Annotated in this window: 27 protein-coding genes, 1 tRNA gene and 1 pseudogene; 15 read left to right on the top strand and 14 right to left on the bottom strand. The window is 59.0% G+C overall.

Features of this window, described 5'->3' with window-relative positions; translation table 11 throughout:
• Positions 1-102 precede the first annotated feature (102 nt).
• Both cysE and trmJ read right to left on the bottom strand, forming a co-directional pair.
• On the bottom strand, positions 103-885 hold the full coding sequence (gene cysE, locus AC1Q6I_RS21610) for a serine O-acetyltransferase (RefSeq protein ID WP_024077298.1): 783 nt from the start codon (positions 883-885) through the stop codon (positions 103-105).
• Positions 886-887: 2 nt separating this feature from the next.
• Positions 888-1,658, bottom strand: coding sequence for a tRNA (cytosine(32)/uridine(32)-2'-O)-methyltransferase TrmJ (gene trmJ, locus AC1Q6I_RS21605; RefSeq protein ID WP_102624134.1), 771 nt, complete (start codon positions 1,656-1,658; stop codon positions 888-890).
• A 145-nt stretch (positions 1,659-1,803) separates the two neighbouring features.
• Here trmJ and suhB point away from each other — a divergent pair, with 145 nt between their 5' ends.
• On the top strand, positions 1,804-2,619 hold the full coding sequence (suhB, locus tag AC1Q6I_RS21600; RefSeq protein WP_003175971.1) for a type III secretion system regulator SuhB: 816 nt from the start codon (positions 1,804-1,806) through the stop codon (positions 2,617-2,619).
• Positions 2,620-2,747: 128 nt separating this feature from the next.
• On the opposite strand, the gene AC1Q6I_RS21595 is transcribed toward suhB, so the two are convergent.
• The 6 genes from AC1Q6I_RS21595 to queA form a co-directional block, all read right to left on the bottom strand.
• Positions 2,748-3,290, bottom strand: coding sequence for a glycine zipper 2TM domain-containing protein (locus AC1Q6I_RS21595; RefSeq protein WP_024077300.1), 543 nt, complete (start codon positions 3,288-3,290; stop codon positions 2,748-2,750).
• Between the two features lie 124 nt (positions 3,291-3,414).
• On the bottom strand, positions 3,415-4,329 hold the full coding sequence (gene secF, locus AC1Q6I_RS21590) for a protein translocase subunit SecF (RefSeq protein ID WP_024077301.1): 915 nt from the start codon (positions 4,327-4,329) through the stop codon (positions 3,415-3,417).
• 9 nt (positions 4,330-4,338) lie between these two features.
• The gene (gene secD, locus AC1Q6I_RS21585; RefSeq protein ID WP_041161017.1) at positions 4,339-6,207 is read right to left on the bottom strand and encodes a protein translocase subunit SecD; all 1,869 of its coding nucleotides are present in this window, start codon (positions 6,205-6,207) and stop codon (positions 4,339-4,341) included.
• A gap of 62 nt (positions 6,208-6,269) precedes the next feature.
• Positions 6,270-6,608, bottom strand: a complete 339-nt coding sequence (yajC, locus tag AC1Q6I_RS21580; RefSeq protein ID WP_003175975.1) for a preprotein translocase subunit YajC — start codon at positions 6,606-6,608, stop codon at positions 6,270-6,272.
• A gap of 43 nt (positions 6,609-6,651) precedes the next feature.
• On the bottom strand, positions 6,652-7,767 hold the full coding sequence (gene tgt / locus AC1Q6I_RS21575; RefSeq protein WP_003238437.1) for a tRNA guanosine(34) transglycosylase Tgt: 1,116 nt from the start codon (positions 7,765-7,767) through the stop codon (positions 6,652-6,654).
• Between the two features lie 5 nt (positions 7,768-7,772).
• Positions 7,773-8,822, bottom strand: a complete 1,050-nt coding sequence (queA, locus tag AC1Q6I_RS21570) for a tRNA preQ1(34) S-adenosylmethionine ribosyltransferase-isomerase QueA (RefSeq protein WP_024077304.1) — start codon at positions 8,820-8,822, stop codon at positions 7,773-7,775.
• Positions 8,823-8,930: 108 nt separating this feature from the next.
• Between queA and AC1Q6I_RS21565 the strand changes: the two genes are divergently transcribed.
• From AC1Q6I_RS21565 to AC1Q6I_RS21550, 4 genes are all read left to right on the top strand, one after another.
• Positions 8,931-9,015 (top strand) — tRNA-Leu (locus AC1Q6I_RS21565).
• A 250-nt stretch (positions 9,016-9,265) separates the two neighbouring features.
• Positions 9,266-10,393, top strand: a complete 1,128-nt coding sequence (locus AC1Q6I_RS21560) for an AAA family ATPase (protein ID WP_024077305.1) — start codon at positions 9,266-9,268, stop codon at positions 10,391-10,393.
• Positions 10,390-11,064 (top strand): DUF4276 family protein, encoded by a 675-nt coding sequence (locus tag AC1Q6I_RS21555; protein ID WP_024077306.1) that lies wholly within the window; start codon positions 10,390-10,392, stop codon positions 11,062-11,064. The genes AC1Q6I_RS21560 and AC1Q6I_RS21555 overlap by 4 nt, the downstream gene beginning before the upstream one ends.
• A 36-nt stretch (positions 11,065-11,100) precedes the next feature.
• On the top strand, positions 11,101-11,430 hold the full coding sequence (locus AC1Q6I_RS21550) for a hypothetical protein (RefSeq protein ID WP_102624133.1): 330 nt from the start codon (positions 11,101-11,103) through the stop codon (positions 11,428-11,430).
• Positions 11,431-11,438: 8 nt separating this feature from the next.
• Here the strand turns inward: AC1Q6I_RS21550 and AC1Q6I_RS21545 are convergent, their stop codons facing one another.
• Positions 11,439-12,074 carry a LysE family translocator gene (locus tag AC1Q6I_RS21545; RefSeq protein ID WP_024077308.1) on the bottom strand — a complete coding sequence of 212 codons (636 nt, stop codon included), beginning with the start codon at positions 12,072-12,074 and terminating at the stop codon, positions 11,439-11,441.
• A 156-nt stretch (positions 12,075-12,230) separates the two neighbouring features.
• On the opposite strand from AC1Q6I_RS21545, the gene AC1Q6I_RS21540 reads away from it, so the two are divergent.
• Complete coding sequence (locus AC1Q6I_RS21540) at positions 12,231-12,602, top strand: PH domain-containing protein (RefSeq protein ID WP_024077309.1); 372 nt, start codon at positions 12,231-12,233, stop codon at positions 12,600-12,602.
• An 80-nt stretch (positions 12,603-12,682) separates the two neighbouring features.
• On the opposite strand, the gene AC1Q6I_RS21535 is transcribed toward AC1Q6I_RS21540, so the two are convergent.
• Positions 12,683-13,201, bottom strand: a complete 519-nt coding sequence (locus AC1Q6I_RS21535) for a hypothetical protein (protein ID WP_069076972.1) — start codon at positions 13,199-13,201, stop codon at positions 12,683-12,685.
• 244 nt (positions 13,202-13,445) lie between these two features.
• On the opposite strand from AC1Q6I_RS21535, the pseudogene AC1Q6I_RS21530 reads away from it, so the two are divergent.
• The 4 genes and pseudogenes from AC1Q6I_RS21530 to AC1Q6I_RS21515 all read left to right on the top strand — a co-directional run.
• Positions 13,446-13,712, top strand: a pseudogene (locus AC1Q6I_RS21530) (detoxification); the annotation flags it as partial.
• Positions 13,712-13,924 carry a colicin E3/pyocin S6 family cytotoxin gene (locus AC1Q6I_RS21525; protein ID WP_102624132.1) on the top strand — a complete coding sequence of 71 codons (213 nt, stop codon included), beginning with the start codon at positions 13,712-13,714 and terminating at the stop codon, positions 13,922-13,924. The pseudogene AC1Q6I_RS21530 and the gene AC1Q6I_RS21525, both read left to right, overlap by 1 nt.
• Positions 13,925-13,938: 14 nt before the next feature.
• Positions 13,939-14,223: a colicin E3-like toxin immunity protein gene (locus tag AC1Q6I_RS21520; RefSeq protein WP_102624131.1), complete on the top strand. Its 285-nt coding sequence runs from the start codon at positions 13,939-13,941 to the stop codon at positions 14,221-14,223.
• Positions 14,224-14,227: 4 nt separating this feature from the next.
• Complete coding sequence (locus tag AC1Q6I_RS21515) at positions 14,228-14,800, top strand: hypothetical protein (protein ID WP_306661581.1); 573 nt, start codon at positions 14,228-14,230, stop codon at positions 14,798-14,800.
• Here the strand turns inward: AC1Q6I_RS21515 and AC1Q6I_RS21510 are convergent.
• The 3 genes from AC1Q6I_RS21510 to AC1Q6I_RS21500 all read right to left on the bottom strand — a co-directional run bounded on the left by AC1Q6I_RS21510 (position 14,739) and on the right by AC1Q6I_RS21500 (position 17,522).
• Entirely contained in the window at positions 14,739-15,311 is a 573-nt protein-coding gene (locus AC1Q6I_RS21510) for a hypothetical protein (protein ID WP_024077314.1), read from the bottom strand. The two genes, AC1Q6I_RS21515 and AC1Q6I_RS21510, sit on opposite strands and share 62 nt — an antisense overlap.
• A 199-nt stretch (positions 15,312-15,510) precedes the next feature.
• Positions 15,511-16,863, bottom strand: coding sequence for a sensor histidine kinase (locus tag AC1Q6I_RS21505; RefSeq protein ID WP_024077315.1), 1,353 nt, complete (start codon positions 16,861-16,863; stop codon positions 15,511-15,513).
• Positions 16,860-17,522: a response regulator gene (locus AC1Q6I_RS21500; RefSeq protein ID WP_024077316.1), complete on the bottom strand. Its 663-nt coding sequence runs from the start codon at positions 17,520-17,522 to the stop codon at positions 16,860-16,862. Before AC1Q6I_RS21500 ends, AC1Q6I_RS21505 begins: the two co-directional genes overlap by 4 nt.
• Positions 17,523-17,669: 147 nt before the next feature.
• Here AC1Q6I_RS21500 and AC1Q6I_RS21495 point away from each other — a divergent pair, with 147 nt between their 5' ends.
• From AC1Q6I_RS21495 to AC1Q6I_RS21475, 5 genes are all read left to right on the top strand, one after another.
• Positions 17,670-17,936 carry a PepSY domain-containing protein gene (locus AC1Q6I_RS21495; RefSeq protein WP_041161018.1) on the top strand — a complete coding sequence of 89 codons (267 nt, stop codon included), beginning with the start codon at positions 17,670-17,672 and terminating at the stop codon, positions 17,934-17,936.
• A complete protein-coding gene (locus AC1Q6I_RS21490) occupies positions 17,936-18,481 on the top strand; it encodes a cytochrome b/b6 domain-containing protein (RefSeq protein ID WP_024077318.1) in 546 nt (181 codons plus the stop codon). Before AC1Q6I_RS21495 ends, AC1Q6I_RS21490 begins: the two co-directional genes overlap by 1 nt.
• 22 nt (positions 18,482-18,503) lie before the next feature.
• On the top strand, positions 18,504-19,772 hold the full coding sequence (locus tag AC1Q6I_RS21485; RefSeq protein ID WP_024077319.1) for a sialidase family protein: 1,269 nt from the start codon (positions 18,504-18,506) through the stop codon (positions 19,770-19,772).
• Complete coding sequence (locus AC1Q6I_RS21480) at positions 19,772-20,383, top strand: hypothetical protein (protein ID WP_069076976.1); 612 nt, start codon at positions 19,772-19,774, stop codon at positions 20,381-20,383. Before AC1Q6I_RS21485 ends, AC1Q6I_RS21480 begins: the two co-directional genes overlap by 1 nt.
• A gap of 67 nt (positions 20,384-20,450) precedes the next feature.
• Positions 20,451-22,472: an LTA synthase family protein gene (locus AC1Q6I_RS21475; protein WP_102624130.1), complete on the top strand. Its 2,022-nt coding sequence runs from the start codon at positions 20,451-20,453 to the stop codon at positions 22,470-22,472.
• Here AC1Q6I_RS21475 and AC1Q6I_RS21470 read toward each other — a convergent pair whose 3' ends face one another.
• The gene (locus tag AC1Q6I_RS21470; RefSeq protein WP_024077322.1) at positions 22,473-22,847 is read right to left on the bottom strand and encodes a c-type cytochrome; all 375 of its coding nucleotides are present in this window, start codon (positions 22,845-22,847) and stop codon (positions 22,473-22,475) included.
• Between the last annotated feature and the right edge of the window lie 20 nt (positions 22,848-22,867).

Genomic DNA, 22,867 nt, shown 5'->3' with positions numbered 1-22,867 from the left:
TTAACCTGTAAACCATGTCCCCGGTTAGAAATGTAAACGATGTCCCCGGTTTGTACCGGGGCAAGCCCCCTCCCACAGGGGTTTTGTGGTGACGATGAGACTTCAGCCGGCCTTGCTTGCAGCTTCGTCCTTGATCTCGGCGAAGTCCTCTTCGCGCAGCTCGGGCAAGTCTTTCGCACAGTAGCTGCTGCCCAGTTCCTTCAGCGCGCCACACATGCCGTCCAACTTGCCGTCCACCGCCTGCAGGTGGTCAAGCAACTGGCCGATGGCGCGCGCCACCGGGTCGGGCATGTCTTCGCTGACACCGTAGGCATCGAAGCCGATCTTCTCGGCCATGGCCTTGCGCTTGGCTTCCTGCTCATCGCCCACTTCCGGCTTGACGATGATCCGCCCGGGAATACCCACCACGGTGGCGCCGGCCGGCACGGCCTTGGTCACCACGGCGTTGGAACCGACCTTGGCACCAGCCCCTACCGTGAACGGGCCAAGCACCTTGGCGCCCGCGCCCACCACCACGCCGTTCCCCAGCGTCGGGTGGCGCTTACCCTTGTTCCAACTGGTGCCGCCCAAGGTCACTCCCTGGTACAGGGTCACGTCATCACCAATCTCGGCAGTCTCGCCAATCACGATGCCCATACCGTGATCGATAAAGAAGCGACGCCCCACCTTGGCCCCCGGATGGATCTCGATCCCGGTCAACCAGCGACCGAAGTTCGACACCAGTCGCGCCAGCCATTTCCAGCCCATATTCCACAACGCACCGGACAGGCGGTGGATCCAGATAGCGTGCATGCCCGGATAGCAGGTCAGCACTTCAAAGGCATTGCGTGCTGCCGGGTCACGATGGAAAACACTCTGGATATCTTCTCGCAAACGCTCGAACATTTTTAATCCTTCCGCTTAAGAAGCTCGCCACGGGCCGCTTTCTGGGTTTCCGTGAGGATGCCACGCAATATATTCATTTCCGCTCGACTGACCGAGCTGCGCCCGTACAACCGACGCAGGCGCGCCATCAAGTGCCGTGGTTTTTCCGGATCGAGAAATTCGATGGCCACCAGGGTTTGCTCCAGGTGTTCATAGAACCGCTCCAGCTCGTCCATGGTGGCCAGTTCGCCACTTTTGGTCGACGCAACTTCATCCTTCTCGACCTTGCTCGGCTGGCCTTCAGCAGCCAGCCAGGCCATGCGCACCTCGTAACTCAGCACCTGCACCGCTGCCCCGAGGTTCAGCGAGCTGAACTCAGGGTCTGCTGGGATGTGCACGTGATAATGACATCGCTGCAGCTCTTCATTGGTCAGGCCGGAGTCTTCGCGACCGAAGACCAGGGCGATTTCAGCGCCACCGGCCGCCTCTTCCACCACTTTGGTCCCGCATTCACGCGGATCCAGCAGTGGCCACGGAATGCGCCGGTCGCGAGCGCTGGTGCCAAGCACCAGATTGCAGCCGACCAGGGCGTCTTCCAAGGTGGCGACGATCTGGGCACTTTCAAGGATGTCATTGGCGCCAGATGCACGAGCATCGGCCTCGTGGTGCGGGAACACGCGTGGTTCGACCAGCACCAGGCGCGTCAGCCCCATGTTTTTCATGGCTCGCGCCACCCCGCCGATATTGCCGGGGTGACTGGTATTGACCAGGACGACACGAATGTTTTGCAGCAAGGGAGGCGCTCTCGGACACAGGAAAGGGGAGCAAATCTTACAGAACAGCCTAAGGTTATGCCATGAAAGCTCACGTCGTCCTTCACCTGAAGAAAGTTTCTGCTAGAATGCTCGGCTTTCTTTAACAACCTTAGGTGACACATCCATGCAGCCCATGCTGAATATCGCGCTGCGCGCCGCCCGCAGCGCCAGTGAATTGATCTTCCGCTCCATCGAGCGCCTGGATACCATCAAGGTCGACGAAAAAGACGCCAAGGATTATGTATCCGAGGTGGATCGCGCCGCCGAACAGAAAATCATCGACGCCCTGCGCAAGGCCTACCCGACCCACGGCATCCTCGGCGAAGAAACCGGCCTGCACAAAGGTAGCGGCGAAGGCGAAGACTACCTGTGGATCATCGATCCACTGGATGGCACCACCAACTTCCTGCGCGGCATCCCGCACTTTGCCGTAAGCATCGCGTGCAAATACCGCGGCCGCCTGGAACACGCCGTTGTCCTCGACCCGGTTCGCCAGGAAGAATTCACCGCCAGCCGTGGCCGTGGCGCCCAGCTCAATGGCCGCCGCCTGCGCGTCAGCGGTCGCACCAGCCTGGACGGCGCCCTGCTGGGCACCGGCTTCCCGTTCCGCGATGACCAGATGGACAACCTGGAAAACTACCTGGGCATGTTCCGCGCCCTGGTTGGCCAGACCGCCGGCATCCGCCGCGCCGGTGCAGCCAGCCTGGACCTGGCCTACGTGGCTGCCGGCCGTTTCGATGCGTTCTGGGAATCAGGCCTGTCCGAGTGGGACATGGCTGCAGGCGCCCTGCTGATTCAGGAAGCAGGCGGCCTGGTGAGCGACTTCACCGGCGGCCATGACTTCCTTGAAAAAGGCCACGTCGTTGCCGGCAACACCAAATGCTTCAAGGCGGTCCTGACGGCGATCCAGCCGCACCTGCCAGCCTCGCTGAAGCGCTAAGCGAGCGAGCACAAAAAAGCACCCCTCGGGGTGCTTTTTTTATGCCTGGGATTTGAAGACCAGTAGCAACACACAACAAATATGGGAGGGGGCCCCTCCCATACTTTGAACTGAACCAGGCTTTGGGATTACTGCTGGTTCTGGCCCAGGACGAGACGCCCTTCCTTGTCGACCGGAATTTGGCCGCCTGGATCACGGTCCATACGTACCGAGCCTTCCTTGCCATCCAAGGTGTAACGCACGTCGTACCCGACTACCTTGTCACTGATGTCGTTAACGGTGTTACAGCGCGTTTGCGTGGTGGTGTAGGTATCGCGGTTCTGCATGCCTTCCTGAACCTTGTTACCGGCGTAACCACCACCGACAGCACCGGCCACGGTGGCCAGTTTCTTACCATTACCGCCGCCGATCTGGTTACCCAACAAGCCACCAGCCAGCGCACCGACCACCGTACCGACGATCTGGTGTTGATCCTGCACCGGCTTCTGCCGGGTCACTGCGACGTCCTTGCAGACCTCGCGAGGCGTTTTAATCTGGGTTTTCACCGGCTGCACTGCCAGCACTTGCGCATACTCAGGGCCGCTTTTTACCAGGCTGTAGGTGGCAACAGCACCCCCGGCAGTTACACCGACAGCACCCAATACCGCACCAACCAGTAACGACTTGTTCACGTTGAACCTCCTGACCATCACAAACGGACCGAAAGATCCGCGCTATACCCAGCCTTGGAGCAAAAAAAAAGGCACGAGTTCAATACTCGTGCCTTTTTTGTAACAGCTGATCAACAAACGCCCATCAAGGACGGTCGTCGACCTCCTTGCCAGTGCTGGCCGGAGGGATCAGGTCTTCGCTGTTGAGGTTCAGCCAGATCAGTACCACGTTGGCGATGTAGATCGACGAGTAGGTACCCGCCAGGACGCCAATAAACAATGCCAGGGAGAAGCCCCACAGATTGTCGCCACCAAAGATCATCAGGGCCGCGATCGCCAGCAAGGTGGAGATCGACGTCGCCATGGTCCGCAGCAGGGTCTGGGTGGTGGAGATGTTGATGTTCTCGATCAGCGTCGCCTTGCGCAGCACCCGGAAGTTCTCACGAACTCGGTCGAATACCACGATGGTGTCGTTGAGCGAGTAACCAATGATCGCCAGCACCGCGGCCAGCACGGTCAGGTCGAAGGTGATCTGGAAGTACGCCAGGATACCCACGGTCACGACCACGTCGTGGATCAGCGACACAATGGCGCCGACGCCGAACTTCCACTGAAAGCGAAAGGCCAGGTAGATCATGATGCCGACCAGCGCCATCAGCATGCCGAGACCGCCCTGGTCGCGAAGCTCTTCACCCACTTGAGGGCCGACGAACTCGACACGCTTGACCGACGCCGGGTTATCGCCGCCGACCTTCTGCAAGGCTTCGGCGACCTGATGACCCAATTGTGGGTCTTCGCCAGGCATACGCACCAGCAGGTCAGTGGTTGCACCAAAGCTCTGCACGATGGCTTCGTGATAGCCGGCCTTGACCAGCTCACTGCGCACCAGGGTAACGTCGGCCGGCTTCTCGTAGGTCAGCTCGATGAGCGTACCGCCGGTGAAGTCCAGACCGTAGTTCAGGCCCTTATGGAACCAGCTGAACAACGCCAGAACGGTAAGGAGCACGGTGACGCCGAACGCAATATTGCGAACGCCCATGAAGTTGATTGTACGTAACATGGCAGCCCCTTAAATCCACAACTTCTTGAAGTCACGCCCGCCAAAGATCAGATTGACCATTGCGCGGGTCACCATGATGGCCGTGAACATCGAGGTAAAGATACCGAGGGACATGGTTACCGCAAAACCTTTGACGGGGCCGGTGCCCATGGCAAAGAGAATCCCGCCGACCAGCAATGTGGTCAGGTTGGAGTCGAGAATCGCGGTAAATGCCCGGCCGAAGCCTTCGTTGATTGCACGCTGAACGGTCATGCCGGCGGCGATCTCTTCACGAATCCGCGAGAAGATCAGCACGTTGGCGTCCACCGCCATACCCATGGTGAGTACGATACCGGCGATACCTGGCAGGGTCAGCGTAGCGCCCAGCAGCGACATCAGGGCCAGCAGCATCACCATGTTGCCCGCCAGGGCCACGGTGGCGATGATGCCGAAGAAGCGGTAGATGGCGATGATGAACAGCGAAACGAACAGCATGCCCCACAAGGCTGCGTCGACGCCCTTGGTGATGTTGTCGGCGCCCAGGCTCGGGCCAATGGTGCGTTCTTCAGCGAAGTACATCGGTGCAGCCAAGCCACCGGCACGCAGCAGCAGGGCCAGCTCCGAGGATTCGCCCTGGCCGTTCAGGCCAGTGATGCGGAATTGAGCACCCAGCGGCGACTGGATGGTCGCCAGGCTGATGATCTTCTTCTCTTCCTTGAAGGTCTGTACCGGCACGTCTTTCTCGACGCCGTTGACCATTTGCTTGGTGTAGGTAGTGATCGGACGTTGCTCGATGAAGATCACCGCCATACTGCGACCGACGTTACTGCGCGTGGCGCGGCTCATCAGTTCGCCGCCGTGGCCATCCAGGCGGATGTTCACTTCAGGGGTACCGTGCTCGCCGAAACCGGCCTTCGCGTCGGTGACCTGGTCACCGGTAATGATCAAGCCACGCTCGATCTGCGCCGGAGGGCGGTTGCCTTCACGGAACTCGAAAGTCTCGGAAGTGGCCTTGGAAGCACCCGGCTCGGCGGCCAGGCGGAATTCCAGGTTGGCGGTTTTACCCAGGATACGCTTGGCTTCTGCGGTGTCCTGCACGCCCGGCAGCTCAACCACAATGCGGTTGGCGCCCTGACGCTGAACGATCGGCTCGGCCACACCCAGCTCGTTGACGCGGTTACGTACCGTGGTCAAGTTCTGCTTGATCGAGTATTCGCGGATTTCCGCCAGCTTGGCCGGGGTCATCGCCAGACGCAGCACCGGTTGACCATTGAGGTCGGCCGGTACGATGTCGAAATCGTTGAAGTTCTTGCGGATCAGCGCACGGGCCTGTTCGCGGGACGCTTCGTCAGAGAAGCCCAGCTGGATGGCACCGTTGAGCTGCGGGAGGCTGCGATAACGCAACTTCTCTTTACGCAGCAGGCTCTTCACGTCGCCTTCGTAGACTTTGAGGCGTGCGTCGAGGGCCTTGTCCATGTCCACCTCCAGCAGGAAGTGCACACCACCGGACAAGTCCAGACCCAGCTTCATCGGGTGCGCGCCAATGCTGCGCAGCCATTTTGGCGTGGTCTGTGCCAGGTTGAGCGCGACAACGTAGTCGTCGCCCATGGCCTTGCGCACAACATCCTTGGCCGGCAATTGGTCTTCTTGCTTGGTCAGGCGCAACAAGCCGCCTTTCGCATCAGCTGCCAACGTTGCCGCCTTGACCTGGATGCCCGCATCGGTGAGCGCCTTGCTCGCGCGTTCCAGGTCAGCCTGATTGACCTTCAGCGAAGTGCTGGCGCCAGAGATCTGGATCGCAGGGTCATCAGGATAGAGATTGGGAGCGGAATAAATAAAACCGATCGCCAGCACCGCCAGGATCAGTACGTATTTCCACAGAGGGTATTTGTTCAGCATCACGCCGCCCGCTTATAACGCGGGGCGCCTTGCGCGCCCCGTCGATTGGTAAAGGTTGTTGCTTAGATCGCTTTGAGCGTGCCTTTAGGCAGCGTGGCGGCGATAGCGCCCTTCTGGAACTTCATTTCTACGGTGTCGGAGACTTCCAGGACCACGAAAGCGTCGGAAACCTTGGTGATCTTGCCGGCGATACCGCCAGTGGTCACGACTTCGTCACCTTTCTGCAAGCTGCCCAGCAGGTTTTTCTGCTCTTTGGCGCGCTTGGCCTGTGGACGCCAGATCATCAGGTAGAAGATGACCAGGAAACCGACCAGGAAAATCCACTCGAAACCACCGCCCATAGGGCCGGCAGCAGCAGGCGCAGCGGCGTCAGCCATGGCGTTAGAGATAAAAAAGCTCATTTAGCACTCCAGTTGCAAATAGTGAATCTTAGGGTCGGAAAACTCAGTCCAAGGGCGGCACAGGGAGCCCGCGCTTGGCATAGAAGGCATCGACGAAGGCGGCCAATGTACCCTGTTGAATAGCCTCGCGCAAACCAGCCATCAGGACTTGGTAGTGACGCAAATTGTGGATGGTATTCAACATGCTACCCAGCATTTCCCCGCACTTGTCCAGATGGTGCAGATAAGCACGGGAGAAGTTCTGGCAGGTGTAGCAGTCACAGGTGGGATCCAGCGGCGATTCATCATGGCGATGGAACGCGTTACGGATCTTCAGCACGCCTGTATCGATGAACAGATGCCCATTGCGGGCATTACGGGTTGGCATCACGCAATCGAACATGTCCACACCGCGGCGCACACCCTCTACGAGATCCTCCGGTTTGCCAACGCCCATAAGGTAACGAGGTTTTTCAGCGGGCATCAGGCCCGGCAGATAATCCAGCACCTTGATCATTTCGTGCTTGGGTTCGCCCACCGACAGGCCGCCAATGGCAAGACCATCAAAGCCGATCTTGTCGAGGCCTTCCAGCGAGCGCTTGCGCAGGCTTTCATGCATGCCGCCCTGGACGATACCGAACAGCGCCGCGGTATTGTCACCGTGGGCGTTTTTCGAGCGCTGGGCCCAACGCAGCGACAGCTCCATGGAAATCCGCGCGACGTCTTCGTCAGCCGGGTACGGCGTGCATTCGTCAAAAATCATCACGATGTCGGAGCCCAGGTCGCGCTGGACCTGCATCGACTCTTCCGGCCCCATGAACACTTTGGCACCGTCCACCGGCGAGGCGAAGGTCACGCCCTCCTCCTTGATCTTGCGCATGGCCCCCAGGCTGAACACTTGGAAACCACCGGAGTCGGTGAGGATCGGGCCTTGCCACTTCATGAAGTCATGCAGGTCGCCGTGCTTCTTGATCACTTCCGTGCCCGGACGCAGCCACAAGTGAAAGGTGTTGCCCAGAATAATCTCGGCGCCGGTGGCGACGATGTCGCGCGGCAGCATGCCTTTGACGGTGCCATAGGTGCCCACGGGCATGAAGGCCGGGGTCTCTACCGTACCGCGCGGGAAAGTCAGGCGACCACGACGGGCTTTGCCGTCGGTGGCGAGCAATTCAAACGACATACGACTCATAGTTGTTCCTCTGGGCCGCGCGGCGCCGGATTACGGGTGATAAACATCGCATCACCGTAGCTGAAAAAACGGTACCCATTGTCGATGGCGGCCTGATAAGCGGCCATGGTCTGCGGATAACCGGCAAATGCCGACACCAGCATCAACAGCGTGGATTCCGGCAAATGGAAGTTGGTCACCAGGGCGTCGACCACGTGAAACGGCCGGCCTGGGTAAATAAAGATATCGGTGTCGCCACTGAACGGCTTGAGTACGCCATCGCGCGCCGCGCTCTCCAGGGAACGCACACTGGTAGTGCCCACTGCAACGACGCGCCCGCCACGCGCCTTGCACGCATTCACCGCGTCCACGACGTCCTGGCTGACCTCCAGCCATTCGCTGTGCATATGGTGGTCTTCGATCTTATCCACACGCACCGGCTGAAACGTGCCGGCCCCCACGTGCAGGGTCACATAGGCGCTCTCGACGCCCTTGGCGGCGATTGCATCCAGCAGCGGCTGGTCGAAATGCAGCCCGGCAGTCGGCGCGGCAACCGCCCCCAGGCGTTGCGAGTACACCGTTTGATAGCGCTCGCGGTCCGAGTCTTCGTCGGGGCGATCTATATAAGGAGGCAACGGCATATGACCGACGCGCTCCAGCAGCGGCAACACTTCCTCGGCAAACTTGAGTTCGAACAACGCATCATGGCGCGCAACCATCTCGGCTTCGCCACCGCCATCGATCAAGATCGTCGAACCCGGCTTGGGCGATTTGCTGGAACGCACATGGGCCAGCACGCGATGGTTGTCCAGCACCCGTTCCACCAGAATTTCCAGCTTGCCGCCGGAGGCTTTCTGGCCAAACAGCCGCGCCGGAATCACCCGGGTATTGTTGAACACCATCAGATCTCCTGGGCGCAAATGCTCAAGCAAATCAGTGAATTGACGGTGTGCGAGGGCACCGCTCACCCCGTCCAGGGTCAGCAGTCGACTGGCGCGACGCTCGGCCAAAGGGTGGCGAGCGATCAGCGAATCAGGGAGCTCAAAAGTAAAGTCAGCAACGCGCATGATGGGGTTCGTCTAGCAGGGCCGGGAAGTCTAGCGGAAATAGTCAAAATTGACCATGAAACGTGATTGACCAACGGTAATCTCATCTCTATACTTCGCCGCCATTGAGCCCTGATGGCGGAATTGGTAGACGCGGCGGATTCAAAATCCGTTTTCGAAAGGAGTGGGAGTTCGAGTCTCCCTCGGGGCACCATCTTAAAAAAAGACCTTGAAATTCAAGGTCTTTTTTTTCGCCTGAAGAAAAGTGGTTGCTGGCTTGCCTCAGCTGTCTTAGCCGCAATGACCACCACTCAAAGCGTTGGTATTAGGTAGAAAAGATTAGCGTTAGGATGAAGCTATCAAGTGACGAGCCAGTCTCTAAAATCAATGGCAAACTCCGCGACAGCTATCAATGACAGCAGCCTGGTCTCGACGAATAGCGGCGCTAAAGGAATCAAGCAGCAATGAGCACAAAGAACCCCATCAGTCGGCTGACGATCAAGGGATTTAAGTCAATCAAGAACCTTGAAGACTTCCGCCTGGAAAGCTTGAACGTACTGCTGGGTGCCAATGGCGCAGGCAAGAGCAGCTTCGTTGCTTACTTTCGTATGCTCAGCGAAATGATGGAGTCGCGCCTACAGACATGGACCACCCAACAAGGCAAGGCAGATCGAATTGTCAGCTTCGGGGTGAAGGAAACGACGAGGATCTTCTCCTACGTTCACTTTGGCCTTAACGGTTATGAGTTCGAGCTGGAGTCGACCGTTGATGGAGGGTTTGTTTTTGCCAATGAACGACTTTTTTTTGAAGGCCCCATGTATGGGTCTGAATGGATTCCCCTCGGCTCAGGACACCAAGAGGCCAAACTCAAAAAAGCGTTCGACGTAAAACAATTCCAAGCCCCTTACAAAAATAACGTCGTAGCGTACTGCTATGAATCGATTTCCAGCTGGAAGGTTTTTCACTTCCATGACACCAGCGAAACAGCAAGTGTCAAACGCTACGGCCCTGTTCACATCAACGACTACCTAAGGCCCGACGCCTCGAACCTGGCGGCTTATCTGCATCGCCTATCCACTGAGACGCCTGAAGTCTACGACCAGATCCGCAAGACCATCCAACTGGCGATCCCGTTCTTCGACGATTTTGTACTCCGTCCGGTGCGCTTAGACACACAAGAAGAACTGATCAATTTGCAATGGCGACAAAAGGACAGCGATTACACCTTCTGGCCCAGTCAACTCTCGGACGGCTCGATTCGTTTCATGTGCCTGGTAACCGCCCTCCTTCAGCCCGACCCACCATCGACGATCATCATCGATGAGCCGGAGTTAGGCCTGCACCCTTATGCAATCACTTTGCTGGGTTCGCTGTTACGGTCTGCCTCTACGCGAATGCAGGTGATTGTTTCAACGCAATCAGTCCCACTGGTAAACGAGTTCTCTATCGATGACTTGATCATCGTTGAGCGGGAAAAGGGAGCAACTGTCTTCAAGCGTCTGGACGAAAAAGCTTTCGAAACGTGGTTAGACGACTACTCAGTAGGCGAGTTGTGGGAGAAAAACATCTTGGGCGGGAGGCCGCGTAAATGATTCGAGTGCACGTCATTTGCGAGGGCCAGACAGAGGAGATGTTCATCAACGAAGTGTTGGCTCAAGCCTTTCACCACTTGGGTATTTACCTGATGCCAGCGCTGATCGGTAAACCAGGCCACAAAGGCGGCAACTTTCGCTTTGAGCGCCTGCTCAGCGATGTTGAAAAACGCCTGCTCGGCGACCGCCAAGCCTATTGCACCACGTTCTTTGATTTTTATGGTCTGCCCGAAGAGTTTCCTGGAAAAGCGAATGCCGCCGGCAAAAACTCCATGGATGAAAAAGCCGATTGCCTGCTAGAAGCCATGGTGGAAAGGCTAGCGATCGAATTAGGTGATGACGCCATGCGCCGATTCATTCCCTATGTGCAGATGTACGAATTCGAAGGTTTGCTTTTCAGTTGTCCACGGCGACTTGCCACGGGCATCAACCAGCCCAACCTTGAAGATCGGTTTATGCACATACGGAATGAGTTTGAAACGCCGGAAACCATCAATAACAGCCCGATGACGGCGCCGAGCAAAAGGCTTAAGACGCTTTATGCGGGTTACGACAAGCCGCTGCACGGCTCGTTGGCGGCCATTGAAATCGGCCTGCCAGCGATACGCGAACAGTGCAGTCGCTTCGATACCTGGCTAAGTGAAATGGAAGCTTTGCAGCCGGTTGCCTGAGGCGCCTGCTGGCGACACATTAAGGTAAACAGCACCATGGAATTGCAACTGGAAGCAGTCGCCTTGTTCTCGCACAAACTGGCCTATGAAACAGAAGGTGAGAGTCCGATACTGCGTGATGACCCGATCATGAGCGAATACGAGCGCGAGGTATTCGGGCTGTTGGTCCGCAACGGCGAGATCAATATCATCCAGCAAAAACTGGACGAATGCCTGGCAGTGGCACTCAGCTCCTTGGGCGGCGTGAATACCGTGATGGGTCGCGAGCTGCAACGGCTGACGTTGGATGTGCGCCAAGCATCGACACTGCACGAACTCAATGCCCCACTCAACGCACTCAAGGATTACCTGAAGGCGATCCTGTAACGTCCGGTTCAGCGACGCCCTTCCACCGCCATCCGCACCGCCAGCCCCATCAGCACCGACCCCATCAGCCAGCGCTGCACCACCTGCCAACCCGGTCGGGTGACGAAAAACACCGCGATGGAGCCGGCCATGGTGGCAATCACTGCGTTGACGCTCACGCTGATGAAAATCTGCGTAAACCCCAGCACCAGAGATTGGGTCAGCACACTGCCATGACCGTTCGGGTCGATGAACTGGGGCAGTAACGACAAATACATCACCGCCACCTTGGGGTTCAGCAGGTTCGTCACCAGGCCCATGGTGAACAGTTTGCGTGGGCTGTCCTTGGGCAAATCCCGCACCTGGAACGGCGATCGCCCACCCGGCCGAATTGCCTGCCAGGCCATATAGGCCAGGTACAACGCACCGCCGAAGCGCAGTGCGTCATAGGCAAATGGCACCGCCATGACCAAGGCCGTGATCCCCAAGGCCGCGCACACCATGTAAACCAGAAAACCCAACGCCACGCCGCCCAGGGAAATCAACCCGGCCGTGCGGCCCTGGCAGATCGAGCGGGAGATGAGGTAAATCATGTTCGGGCCGGGCGTGAGCACCATGCCGAGTGAAATAAGCGCATAGGCCAGCCAGCTGGACAGTTCGGGCATTGTTGGGCTCCTGGGGTGTTATTTTGTCGACGTGAAACATTTGGCCAAGGTTATAGGCTTGGACCCAATGGTAGGGCGTTCAAAATGCGCGCGTTAGATACAGATCCGCGAGCAAAACGGCATACACCACCGCACCACTCACCCAAGGCCAGGCCCATGATCGACTTCAACAACAAAGGCTTTTTCAAACTCAAACAGAACAACGAATACGCCGAACGCGTATCGGCCCTGCTGCTGGACGGCGAAGAAGTGATCGACGCCTACAAAGCCATGCGCGACGGCGTGGTCTTCACCACCAAACGCATCATCGCGGTGAATGTGCAGGGGATTACCGGCAGCAAGAAGGACTTCACCTCACTGCCGTATAAAAACATCGTGGCGTATTCGGTGGAGACGTCCGGGACGTTTGACCTGGATTCGGAGTTGGAGATTTACTTCTCGTCGCTGGGGAAAGTGAAATTCGAGTTCACCGGCAAGACCTCGATCGTTGAAATCTCCCGGCTGATTTCCAAACACCTGTTGACTTGATCACCACACAAAAAAAGACCTTGGCCCCCAAGGTCTATCGCTGCCGAGACGCTATGAGTGACGCGGGCGGCGCTCAAACATCACGCCACTTCCCAGACCTTGATGACCACTTCTCCATTACCGCCATCATCCAGGATGAGCGTTTCGCTCTTGTCCCCCCAGAAACTAATCCGCTGGTACCAATACAGCCAGTTGCTCTCCAGGTCTTTCTGCTCACTGGAACAAGAGATGACGACCTGGATTTTCAGCGCTTTTTCAGCCTTGGGTACCCACTTCGCCAACTTCAGCCGGTCATTGAGGATCTTGTCTCTCCATTTGCTTTGGGTCCACGCATGCGCTGTCGCAACCTCAAGGAATACCTGCGTCCCCTCGTTTCCGCAGACGCGCAGATCCCCGAGAAACTTTGATGTGTTGTCCGCAAAAGACTGCTTGTAAGCAGGCTTGGGAAAGGCTTCGTAACCCCGGTCAACAAAAGCAGTAAAAATCTCCCAATTGACCCACTCTTCAAATGAGTAGCCGGTATGTGCAAAGCGGGTGACTTGTTTGGCTTTCGGGGCGAAGTGATCAGAGAGAATCTGGCAAAAGTCCTGCAGGGTCATAAGGTCTTCCTTGGGAGTAGTGATAGAGGGTGCCTCAACAACTGATTTACGCGGCTACCCCACGCATTGCTTTATCGTCATGAGGCTGGAAAACATGAAGAGTCGCCTCAAAGGTAGAAAAATACTCGTCAAGACTCGTCGCGTTTCAGCTGACTTTTCTCACGTACTTCATCGAACATTGCGAGTGTCAGGTTTCCGTTATCGTTAATAGGCTCACTCCCTCGCACAAGGAAGTGAGCCCGTCATGTCAGAACGCGCGTATCCCATCACCGAAGAAGAACAACTCAAGCGGCGCATCCTGAGCCGACAGCCGACGCCAGCACCCTATTTTCCGGCAATCGACATATTCGCCCCTCCCCCAGCGCCAACCTCGGCACCCGCCAAGCCAGCCGGTTGCGTTTTCACCAAACCCTGCAAGCTGCCCGACGGCGTCATTCGCTATGCAAACCCCACCGGCTACGTCCCGCTTGAGCTGATCAAGGACTACGGCCATTTCAGCCTGTTGGGCGGATTCCCCAAAAACCGGTAACACCAAGAAAAAGCGGGGCTGGCTTACGTGAGCGTTGGATAGATGCAAAAAGGAGAAAGCTATTTGAATGGGATTCCAAGAAAGGAGAGCTGGAGGTCTATCGAAACAGTGATTTGGAACACCTCGGCGCATTTGATCCTTATACGGCAGAGCGTCGAGGACCGGCGGACCCGAAACGTCGAATTTACAGATAAAGAGGAACTCGGAAATGGTGATGAAAATCAGATTGCGATGGTACGAAAAGCACAGCAATGACTTGAAGGCAGATGAGTATTCAGCGGATATCGCAGATCCAGACAGTGTTTTTGAAGCATTGGGTTTAGGCGAAGAAACCGCGATATATGCCGACGTATTCAATGTGCTGCCGAGCTGGATAACGATCATTCAGCCGTACTTCCAGCACATCATTGAACCCGACCGCCTCGACTACCAAATTTCCTTCCGCTACCAAGGCGCCTGGCCACCACCAACACAACCCAAGAAGGAACCTTGATGCAATGAGACCTACACTGCAAAAGCCCCTCCTCTACCGCTCAGTCAACACCCGAACCCATGACGTGCGCCACGGAAGTTGCCTTGCCTACCGGTATGAGCGGCACACCAAAAGAGAAAAAAACAAACGATCAAACCGCAGTTCGATGCACAGCCATCAACGACACGGTTTTGATTACACCCCGCTATTCCGCTTTCTCCTATCCAAAGTCGGTCACCCATGGGATCAGGTTTTCAGCGAAGCCAACGCCCGCCTGGATCGTCCGGAGCCGGTGTTCTGGATGGTTGCGCTACACGAAAGTGACAAGCAGGAGTACGTGAGAACGGATGAAAACAGCTACTACAGCGGCTTGTGGGTCGACGAAGATGGCCTACTGCAAAAGGTCAATCCTCAGCTGACGCCCGAGCAAATGACACCATTTTGCGACGGCTACACCCACACCTTCAACGGTGTGGTATTCGCCCAGCCTTCACCACGCAAACGGCGGGCAACGCCCACCGTTCAATCAACTCCGCTTACCCCTCTTTCGCCTCACTCCCCTCCCCCCCAATCAACACCCGATTCGCCGGATCCGTAATATCAAACACCTGCTGCGCACACCCAGAACGGTCAAACTTGAACTGGAACTCCACCAGATACACCTTGGCCTTCTCCGGGCTGAACGTGCTCATCACCGGCCCGCAGCTGTAGTAAGCCCCAGTGCCCTGGCTGCGCGCCGAGCTGGACACGGTAAGTTTCTTGCCAGGATCCGCCTGGATCTCCAACTGTGGAAAACGCTTGAACCCGGCGCTGGCGACAGTCTGGTTGAGCTTGGCGATCCAGTTGAAGACCTTGCCTTCGCCGGTGTCCATCACGGTGCCAAGCGTTTCCGGGCGTTGGTCGGGGTCGCCTTCGCGGCGGATGGCGAATTCGACGGGGTTGGTGCCGCCGCTGGCCTTCATGATGACTTTGGCGTGGTCCGCGTCGACGGCCACGGTTTTCTGACGGAACTGGATACCGTCCTTGAGCAGGCTGGGCGATGAGTCACGTTGGTTCGATTGGCAGGCGCACAGGGCCAGGGCGAGGGAGAGCAGCGCGATTCGCTTCACGGGAGGATGTCCTTATCAGGGTGAAAGACGATGATAACTGGACCGGTGATTAAACAGAATGTTCCGCAGTGGAAAGTCCGCGATGCAGGGCTGCGGCCTGACAGGCTTACCGAGGTGATCCCATCGCGGCCTCGCCGGGGCTCGACAGCTCCCACATTTGATCTTCGTCGCGACTGACATTGCGTTCACACATTTCGCGTCAGCTCTCGTCAAACACCAACCGCGCGCACAACCCGCCTCGCTCACGATTATGCAGCGCCAACCGACAGCCGATCTTGCCGACGATCATCTGCACAATCGCCAGTCCCAGCCCTGCGCCATTGGCGTTGCCCTGGCTGTAAAAGCGCTCGAACAAGCGCCCGATTTGCGCCTCATCAATCCCCGGGCCCTGGTCTTCCACGCTCAAGCAATGGACGCCAATCACCACTTTCACCTCGCCCCCCAGCGGGGAGAAGTTGAGGGCGTTGGTCACCAGATTCTGCAGCGCAATGGCCAGCGCCACGGGGTCGGTCTCGACCCAGCACTCCTCGTTCCCTTCCAGCACCAATTCCACGTCTTTTTCCATGGCCAGCGGGGTCAACTCGGCGAGCTCTTCGCGCACCAACTCGGTCAAGTGCACACGGCTGCGCGTAGGGTTGTTCAGTTGCGGTTCGATGCGCGCCATTGTCAGCAACTGGCTGCCAATGCGCGTCGCACGATCGACCCCATTGACCAGAAAATCCAACGCCTCACGCCGTTGTTCTTCAGTGCCGGCGATTTGGGCGTTTTGCGCATGGATCCGCAGGATCGCCAGCGGTGTGCGCAGCTCATGGGCCGCGTCAGCGATAAAACGGCGTTCGCGTTCGAGCAGCTCGTCGACTTGGACCAACAACCGATTGAGCGCGGTTTGCATGGGCTCCAAGTCGCTGGGCAAGGGCTTGAGGTGCAGCGGCTGCAAGGTGTCGGTGTTGCGCCCGCGAATCTTGCGGGCCATGGCACGCAAGGGCTTGAGGCCCCAGCCGATCACCAGCCAGATCAACAGCGCCAGCAGCGGCACGCCGATCAGGGTCGGCCAGAGGGTGTGGCGCACGATGCGCTGGATCAGGTCCTGGCGAATGTCGTCGCGCTCGCCCACCCAGATCAGCAGGCCCTGTTGCGGGTCGGCGAGGAGGAACGCGCACCAGTCGTTGCCGTTGTCCACAATGTCATGGGCGCCGAGGGTAGCCGGTGGGGCCGCCAGCACGGGCGCCTCGGTGGAACGCACCAGCAACTCACCATCGGTGCGCCACACCTGGAAGGTCAGGCGGGTTTCATAGGGATGGGCAACGCCCTCCTCACCCACGCGGCTCATGGCCTGGTCAAACGCCTCATACAAGCGGTTCCAGTCCGCTTCGCCGGGGTCGCGTTGGCGCAGGACGCCTTGCAACAAGCGTGCGCTCTGGGCGAGTTGCGCGTCGTAGACTTCTTCGATTTCGTGGTGACTGTCGCGCAGCACCAACCAGCTGATCAGGGCGTCGCCGAGCAGGATCAGTACCAGGACGGGAACGAGGATGCGCGCGCGAACGGAAGTCATGGTTTGAGCACCAGCACATAGCCCACGCCGCGCACGGTGCGAATCAGCTCGGTGGATAACTTCTTGCGCAGGTTATGGATCAATACTTCCAGGGTGTTGCTCTCGACACGGTCCTGCCAGCCATACAACGCGCGCGACAGCCGCTCGCGGGTCACGACTTTGCCGGGGCGCACCATCAGTTGGTGCAGCAGTTGGTATTCCATGGGGGTGACGATGATGTCCTCATCCTGATAGCGCACTTGCTGGGTGGCCGGGTCGAGGCTGATGCCAGCGTGTTCCAGCATCGGTTGCGCACGGCCCTGGCTGCGGCGCAACAAGGCGCGCACACGGGCCTTGAGCTCCTCCACGTCGAACGGCTTGACCAGGTAATCATCGGCACCGGCGTCCAAACCGGCGATGCGCTCGGCGGTGCCGTCGCGGGCAGTGAGGATCAGCACCGGCAGGTCGTGCTGCTCGGCGCGCAGTTGCTGCAACAGATCCAGGCCATCGAGGCGCGGCAGGCCGAGGTCGAGCAGCAACAGATCGAAGCTTTCCGTGCGCAAGGCATGCAAGGCCGCGACGCCATCCTGCAGCCAGTCGAGGGTGTAGCCCTCAGCGCCCAAGGCCACCCGAATCCCTTGGCCGAGGGCACGGTCATCTTCGACAAGCAGCAGGCGCATAACGAATTCTCTGTAGGAAACGGCGGCATCATGCCGGGTTCTGGGCGGGGCTATTTCGGGAAAGATGTTACGACTCGTTGCCAACTAAGCTTGCACTAAGGTTGGTTTTGCACTGTGAAATCTCCCACAACTGCTGAGAGCTTTTCCATGCGCAAAATTCTCCTGCTGTCCCTGGTCATCGCCAGCCCCCTGGCCCTCGCCGGCCCGCAGTGCACCACCGCCGAGCGTTCGCAATGGCAAGACGAAAAGGTCTTCCAGGACAAGCTCAAGGCCGAAGGCTACGAGATCAGCAAATTCAAGGTCACCGACGGCAACTGCTATGAGATCTATGGCTTCGACAAAGACAAACGCAAGGTCGAGATCTACCACGACCCGGTCACCGGCAAAGCCGTGAAGACTGAGATCAAAGGCTGATGCCAGGCGAATCCCTGCGCCTGTGGGACCCGCTGGTGAGGCTGTTTCATCTGTCCATCGCCGGGGTCTTCGTTGCCAATTACTTCTTTAACGAAGCGGGCGACGACTGGCACGTCTGGCTGGGCTACTACGCCATGGCCTGGCTGCTGGTTCGAACAGTGTGGGGATTCATCGGGCCGCGCAGTGCGCGTTGGGCAGATTTCTGGCCGACGCCAAAGCGGCTCAATGCCCATGTACGCTCGCTGTTCAATGGCCGACCGCACCACCGCCTGGGCCATTCGCCGCTGGGTGCGCTGGTGATGCTGCTGATGTTGCTGGCCCTGCTGACTATCGGCATCAGCGGCTTCCTGATGCAGGAAGTCGACGCCTTGTGGGGCGCCGACTGGCCGCTGCAGACCCACGAGACCGCAGCCAATCTACTGCTGGGCTTGGTGAGTGTGCATGTGCTGGCGGCGGTATTCGAAAGCATCCAGGTACGGGACAACCTGCCGTTATCCATGCTCACCGGTCGCAGGAAGCGCCTGCCGGATGAGCGTGCGCAGTAATCCTTTTCCCGACAGGTGCTCTATGCGCTCCGCTCTATTGATTTGCAGCCTGCTCGCGGTGTTTTTCGCCGCCTGGCAGAGCCATCCGCCCCATGTACTGGCACCGTTTGCCGAGGCCAGCCCGAACACCGCCAAAGTTGCGGCGCCCGCGCAGTACAGCAGCCGGTTCGTGTCCTCCCAGCTCACCGACTTTGTGCATTCCTCTTCCGTCACTGCCCTGCCTGGCGGCGACCTGATGGCCGTGTGGTTCGCCGGCTCGCGCGAAGGCGCCGCCGATGTGCAGGTGCGCACCGCACGCTTCGATGCACGCACCGGGGAATGGGGCGCCGAGCAGGTGCTGGCCACCCGGGAAAGCACCCGCGACGGCACCCAGCGTTATATCCGCAAACTGGGCAACCCGGTGATCGCCATGGCGCCGGACAAACGCCTGTGGATGTTTTATGTGTCGGTGTCGGTCGGCGGCTGGGCCACCAGTGCGATCAACGTGATGGTGTCGGACGACCTCGGTGCGAACTGGTCGGCGCCGAGGCAACTGGTGACCTCGCCGTTCTTTAACATCAGCACCCTGGTGCGCGCCGCGCCGGTGTTCCACGCTGACGGCTCCATCGGCCTGCCGGTGTACCACGAGTTCATGGGCAAGTTTGCCGAGTACCTGTACTTGAGCGCCGATGGCGCAGTGATCGATAAATTCCGCATCAGCCGCGGCAAGAACTCCCTGCAACCGACCATCGTGCCGCTGGACGGCAAGCGCGCCATCGCAATGCTGCGCTACGCCGGCGACACCCATCACCGCGTCCTGGCCAGCCGCACCGAAGATGCCGGGCAGACTTGGAGCGAGCCCTATCCGCTGGAGCCGGCCAACCCCAACTCGTCGCTGGCGGCAGTCGGCACGGTGGACGATGGTTTGCTGGTGGCCCTCAATGACCTGCAAGACGGCCGCTTCAAGCTCAGCCTCTACGGCACCGACGCCCAGCTCAGCCAATGGCGCACGGTGGCACAGTTGGACCAGTCCCCGGACCCGCTCGGCCAACCGTTCTCTCCCGAAGCTTACAAAGCGATCATTGGCGAAGGCTTCCGCGCCTCCAGCGGCGCCAAGCGCCTGCCCTTGGAAGAGCGCTTTCTCAGCAGCCTGGATTACCGCGTATGCAAACCCCGTGGCTGCGATTTCGAGTACGAGTACCCCTATTTCAGCCGCAGCCCGGACGGCATGTACCACCTGGTGTACTCATGGAATAACACCTTCATCAAACATGTCAGCTTCAACGAAGCCTGGCTGGAGGAGCGTCTCTGATGGTTTCTCTGTGGCAAGCCCACTTGAGTTTTGTGCTGCTGGGGTTTGTGGCGCTGTGCGCCCTGCGCGTCACCGCACCTTGGCGACCGTGGTTGCTGCCGGTGCTGGTGGCGGTGAGTTTTATCCCAGTCAACGAGCTGCCACTGGCAGCGTATGTACGCAGTTTTACCGATGACCTGGCGATCAGCACGTTGGTGTTGCTGGCGTGGGTGGGGCTGTGTCGATTGGGGGTAGTGCAGCCGCTCAGGCGCCCCCATCAGGTGCAGATGTTGCTGCTGTTTGGCCTGCTGAGCCTGGTGCTGTATCCGGCCACGTTGGGCCTGACCTATGTCGACCCGTACCGTTGGGGCTTCAACCCGCGGCCGATGATCGTACTGGTGGCGGCCACCGCCCTGTTGATGCTGTGGCTGCGGAATACGCTGGCGGTGTGGATGTTGGCGATGGGCACGTTGGCTTTTGCGTTACGGCTCAAGGCGTCGGAAAACTATTGGGATTATCTGGTCGACCCGCTCTTGGCGGGCTACTGCGTGGTCGCTGGACTCATGCAACTAAAACTGTGGGAGGGCGCTTGCTGCCGATGGCGGCGTGTCAGTCAGTACATCCGGCACTGAACGCCCCCCATCGGGAGCAAGCCGCTCCCACATTGGACTTGTGTTGTTTTAAACAATGGGAAAATAGATGAGTGCGTTGCAATCACGCCGCCTGCGCTATGGCGTGGGCGCGATCGGGTTGATGTTTGTGTTGCTGGCGGCATTGCGGCTGGTGTTTGTGCTGGGTTTTTCCGGCCTGGATTTGAACACCCCGGCGCTGTTGGAAACCCTGGGTATCGGCCTGCGTTTCGACCTGCGCCTGGCGGTATTGATCCTGCTGCCGCTGGCCGTGCTGGCGTGGTTGCCGCGCTGGAACCTCACCACCCTGCCGGCCCTGCGCTGGCTGGCGCGCGGTTATCTGGCCATCGCACTGGCGGTGGTGGGGCTGGTCTACATCATCGATTTCGGCCACTACGCCTACCTCGGCGTACGTATCAATGCGACGGTGCTGCGTTACCTGCAAGACGCGCAAATTTCCCAGCAGATGGTGTGGGAAACCTACCCGGTGCTATGGATAACCGCCTGCTGGCTCGCGGCGGTGGCGCTTTGGGTCTGGGCGTTGGTCCGCCTGGAGCGGTTGACCCTGGATCGAGCGCCCACCGCCATCGGCAAGCCGGCACTGGCGGTGGTGAGTGTGATGGGTGTCGTCGCGGTGCTGCTCGCCCTGCTCGGGCGTGTCGCCCATCTCAACCTGGAAAACCCGGTCCCCCTGCGCTGGAGCGATGCATTCTTTTCCGGCAACAGCCAACTGGCCGCCGTGGGCCTGAACCCGGTGCTGTTTTTGTACGACACACTCAAGGTCGGCCAATCGCAGTTCGATGAAGCCCAGGTCCGCCAGTATTACCCGCAAGTCGCCCAGTACCTGGGCGTGGCCCAGCCCGATGCCCAGTCCCTGAGTTTCATCCGCGAACAAGGCGTGCAACCCTATCGGCTGGGCGGCGAGCAACCGCCCAACGTCATCTTCGTGATGCTCGAATCCCTCGGCACCAGCGCCGTGGGCGCCTATGGCAACCCGCTCAACCCCACACCGAACCTGGACCAGCTGGCCACACAAAGCTGGTTTTTCAAACACTTCTACGTCCCCGTCACCGGCACTGCCAAAACCGTGTGGGCCAGCATCACCGGTGTGCCGGATGTCACCCGCCAGGAGACGGCCACGCGTAACCCGCTGATCACCCGGCAACACACGCTGATCAATGCGTTCGAGGGTTACCAGAAGTTCTACATGATCGGTGGCAATGCCGGCTGGGCGAACATCAATGCACTGATCCGCCAGAGCATCGACGGCGTGCAGCTGTTTGAAGAAAGCCACTGGCGCTCGCCCCGGGTCGACGTATGGGGCATATCCGACCTGGACCTGTTCAAGGAAGGTGACGCGCTGTTACGTGCCGTGCCCAAGGGCCAACCGTTCTTCGCCTACCTGCAAACCTCGGGTAACCATCGGCCCTTTACGATCCCCAAGTTCAACGACGGCTTCGAGGTCAAACACCTGTCGCTGGAGCAAGTCCAGGCCGCCGGCTCGCGCAGTGTCGAGCAGTACAACGCCGTGCGCCTGCTGGACTACAACATCGGGCGGTTGATGGAGATGGCCAAGGCGGGCGGCTATTACGACAACAGCATTTTTGTGTTCTTCGGCGACCACAACACCCGCATCAGCCAGATCCCGCATATGGCGCCGGCTTTCGAGCAGTTAGGCTTGGAAAGCAATAACGTGCCGCTGCTGATCCACGCGCCCGGCCTGTCACCACGGGTCATCGAAGAGGCCGTCGGCCTGGCGGATCTGCTGCCCACGGTGGCCGGCATGGCGGGCATTCCTTTTCGCAACGGCACACTGGGCAGGGATATCCAGCAACCCGCACCGGAGGGCGAGCGCATGGTGCCGTTGGTGTTGCGCGAAGGCACATTCCCGATCATCGGTGGCGTAACCCAGGACTTCCTGTTGCAGATGCAGCACGACGGCAGTTCACCCACCCTGCATGACCTGGCATCAGCGACGCCCCGCGACGACGTCGCCAACCAGCACCCCGAGGCCTTTCAACGCCTGCAGGCGCTGACCCGGGGGCTGCATGAGAGTGCGCGGTTGATGCTGTTCAGGAATGTGCGGGAATGATCACTGGGGTTGGAATGTCTCGAGGTAGGCCAGGATATTGTCGATCTTTTCCGGGTCACTGATGCCCCAGAAAATCATGCGCGTGCCGCTCACCACCTTCTTCGGCGCCTCGATATAGGCCGCAAGCTTGTCTCGGGTCCAGACCACGCCGGAGTTCTTCATCGCGTCTGAATACTGGTAGTCGGTGGTGGTGCCGGCGGGGCGGCCGATGATGCCGTTGAGTTCGGGGCCAAACCCACCGCGGGCCCCTTCGCCGATGCTGTGGCAACCGCCGCAGGTCTTGGCGAACAGCTTGCCGCCCGCCTCGGCATCACCGGCGGCATACGCCGAGCCCGTACTGAGGACCAGGGCGAGGGAAAGGAAGGCGTACTTCATGAGTGACTCCACATCGGACG

Source organism: Pseudomonas sp. MPR-R2A5, assembly GCF_058793055.1.
Note: the sequence above shows the minus strand (reverse complement) of the source record. Positions and strands in the feature narration are given on the sequence as shown.

Bases quoted from the DNA above. Each gene is read 5' to 3' on its own strand.
- cysE (WP_024077298.1), bottom strand. From the start codon at position 885: ATGTTCGAGCGTTTGCGAGAAGATATCCAGAGTGTTTTCCATCGTGAC.
- suhB (WP_003175971.1), top strand. From the start codon at position 1,804: ATGCAGCCCATGCTGAATATCGCGCTGCGCGCCGCCCGCAGCGCCAGT.
- secF (WP_024077301.1), bottom strand. From the start codon at position 4,329: ATGTTACGTACAATCAACTTCATGGGCGTTCGCAATATTGCGTTCGGC.
- secD (WP_041161017.1), bottom strand. From the start codon at position 6,207: ATGCTGAACAAATACCCTCTGTGGAAATACGTACTGATCCTGGCGGTG.
- yajC (WP_003175975.1), bottom strand. From the start codon at position 6,608: ATGAGCTTTTTTATCTCTAACGCCATGGCTGACGCCGCTGCGCCTGCT.
- tgt (WP_003238437.1), bottom strand. From the start codon at position 7,767: ATGTCGTTTGAATTGCTCGCCACCGACGGCAAAGCCCGTCGTGGTCGC.
- queA (WP_024077304.1), bottom strand. From the start codon at position 8,822: ATGCGCGTTGCTGACTTTACTTTTGAGCTCCCTGATTCGCTGATCGCT.
- AC1Q6I_RS21560 (WP_024077305.1), top strand. From the start codon at position 9,266: ATGAGCACAAAGAACCCCATCAGTCGGCTGACGATCAAGGGATTTAAG.
- AC1Q6I_RS21555 (WP_024077306.1), top strand. From the start codon at position 10,390: ATGATTCGAGTGCACGTCATTTGCGAGGGCCAGACAGAGGAGATGTTC.
- AC1Q6I_RS21550 (WP_102624133.1), top strand. From the start codon at position 11,101: ATGGAATTGCAACTGGAAGCAGTCGCCTTGTTCTCGCACAAACTGGCC.
- AC1Q6I_RS21545 (WP_024077308.1), bottom strand. From the start codon at position 12,074: ATGCCCGAACTGTCCAGCTGGCTGGCCTATGCGCTTATTTCACTCGGC.
- AC1Q6I_RS21540 (WP_024077309.1), top strand. From the start codon at position 12,231: ATGATCGACTTCAACAACAAAGGCTTTTTCAAACTCAAACAGAACAAC.
- AC1Q6I_RS21535 (WP_069076972.1), bottom strand. From the start codon at position 13,201: ATGACCCTGCAGGACTTTTGCCAGATTCTCTCTGATCACTTCGCCCCG.
- AC1Q6I_RS21520 (WP_102624131.1), top strand. From the start codon at position 13,939: ATGGTGATGAAAATCAGATTGCGATGGTACGAAAAGCACAGCAATGAC.
- AC1Q6I_RS21515 (WP_306661581.1), top strand. From the start codon at position 14,228: ATGAGACCTACACTGCAAAAGCCCCTCCTCTACCGCTCAGTCAACACC.
- AC1Q6I_RS21505 (WP_024077315.1), bottom strand. From the start codon at position 16,863: ATGACTTCCGTTCGCGCGCGCATCCTCGTTCCCGTCCTGGTACTGATC.
- AC1Q6I_RS21500 (WP_024077316.1), bottom strand. From the start codon at position 17,522: ATGCGCCTGCTGCTTGTCGAAGATGACCGTGCCCTCGGCCAAGGGATT.
- AC1Q6I_RS21495 (WP_041161018.1), top strand. From the start codon at position 17,670: ATGCGCAAAATTCTCCTGCTGTCCCTGGTCATCGCCAGCCCCCTGGCC.
- AC1Q6I_RS21490 (WP_024077318.1), top strand. From the start codon at position 17,936: ATGCCAGGCGAATCCCTGCGCCTGTGGGACCCGCTGGTGAGGCTGTTT.
- AC1Q6I_RS21485 (WP_024077319.1), top strand. From the start codon at position 18,504: ATGCGCTCCGCTCTATTGATTTGCAGCCTGCTCGCGGTGTTTTTCGCC.
- AC1Q6I_RS21480 (WP_069076976.1), top strand. From the start codon at position 19,772: ATGGTTTCTCTGTGGCAAGCCCACTTGAGTTTTGTGCTGCTGGGGTTT.
- AC1Q6I_RS21475 (WP_102624130.1), top strand. From the start codon at position 20,451: ATGAGTGCGTTGCAATCACGCCGCCTGCGCTATGGCGTGGGCGCGATC.
- AC1Q6I_RS21470 (WP_024077322.1), bottom strand. From the start codon at position 22,847: ATGAAGTACGCCTTCCTTTCCCTCGCCCTGGTCCTCAGTACGGGCTCG.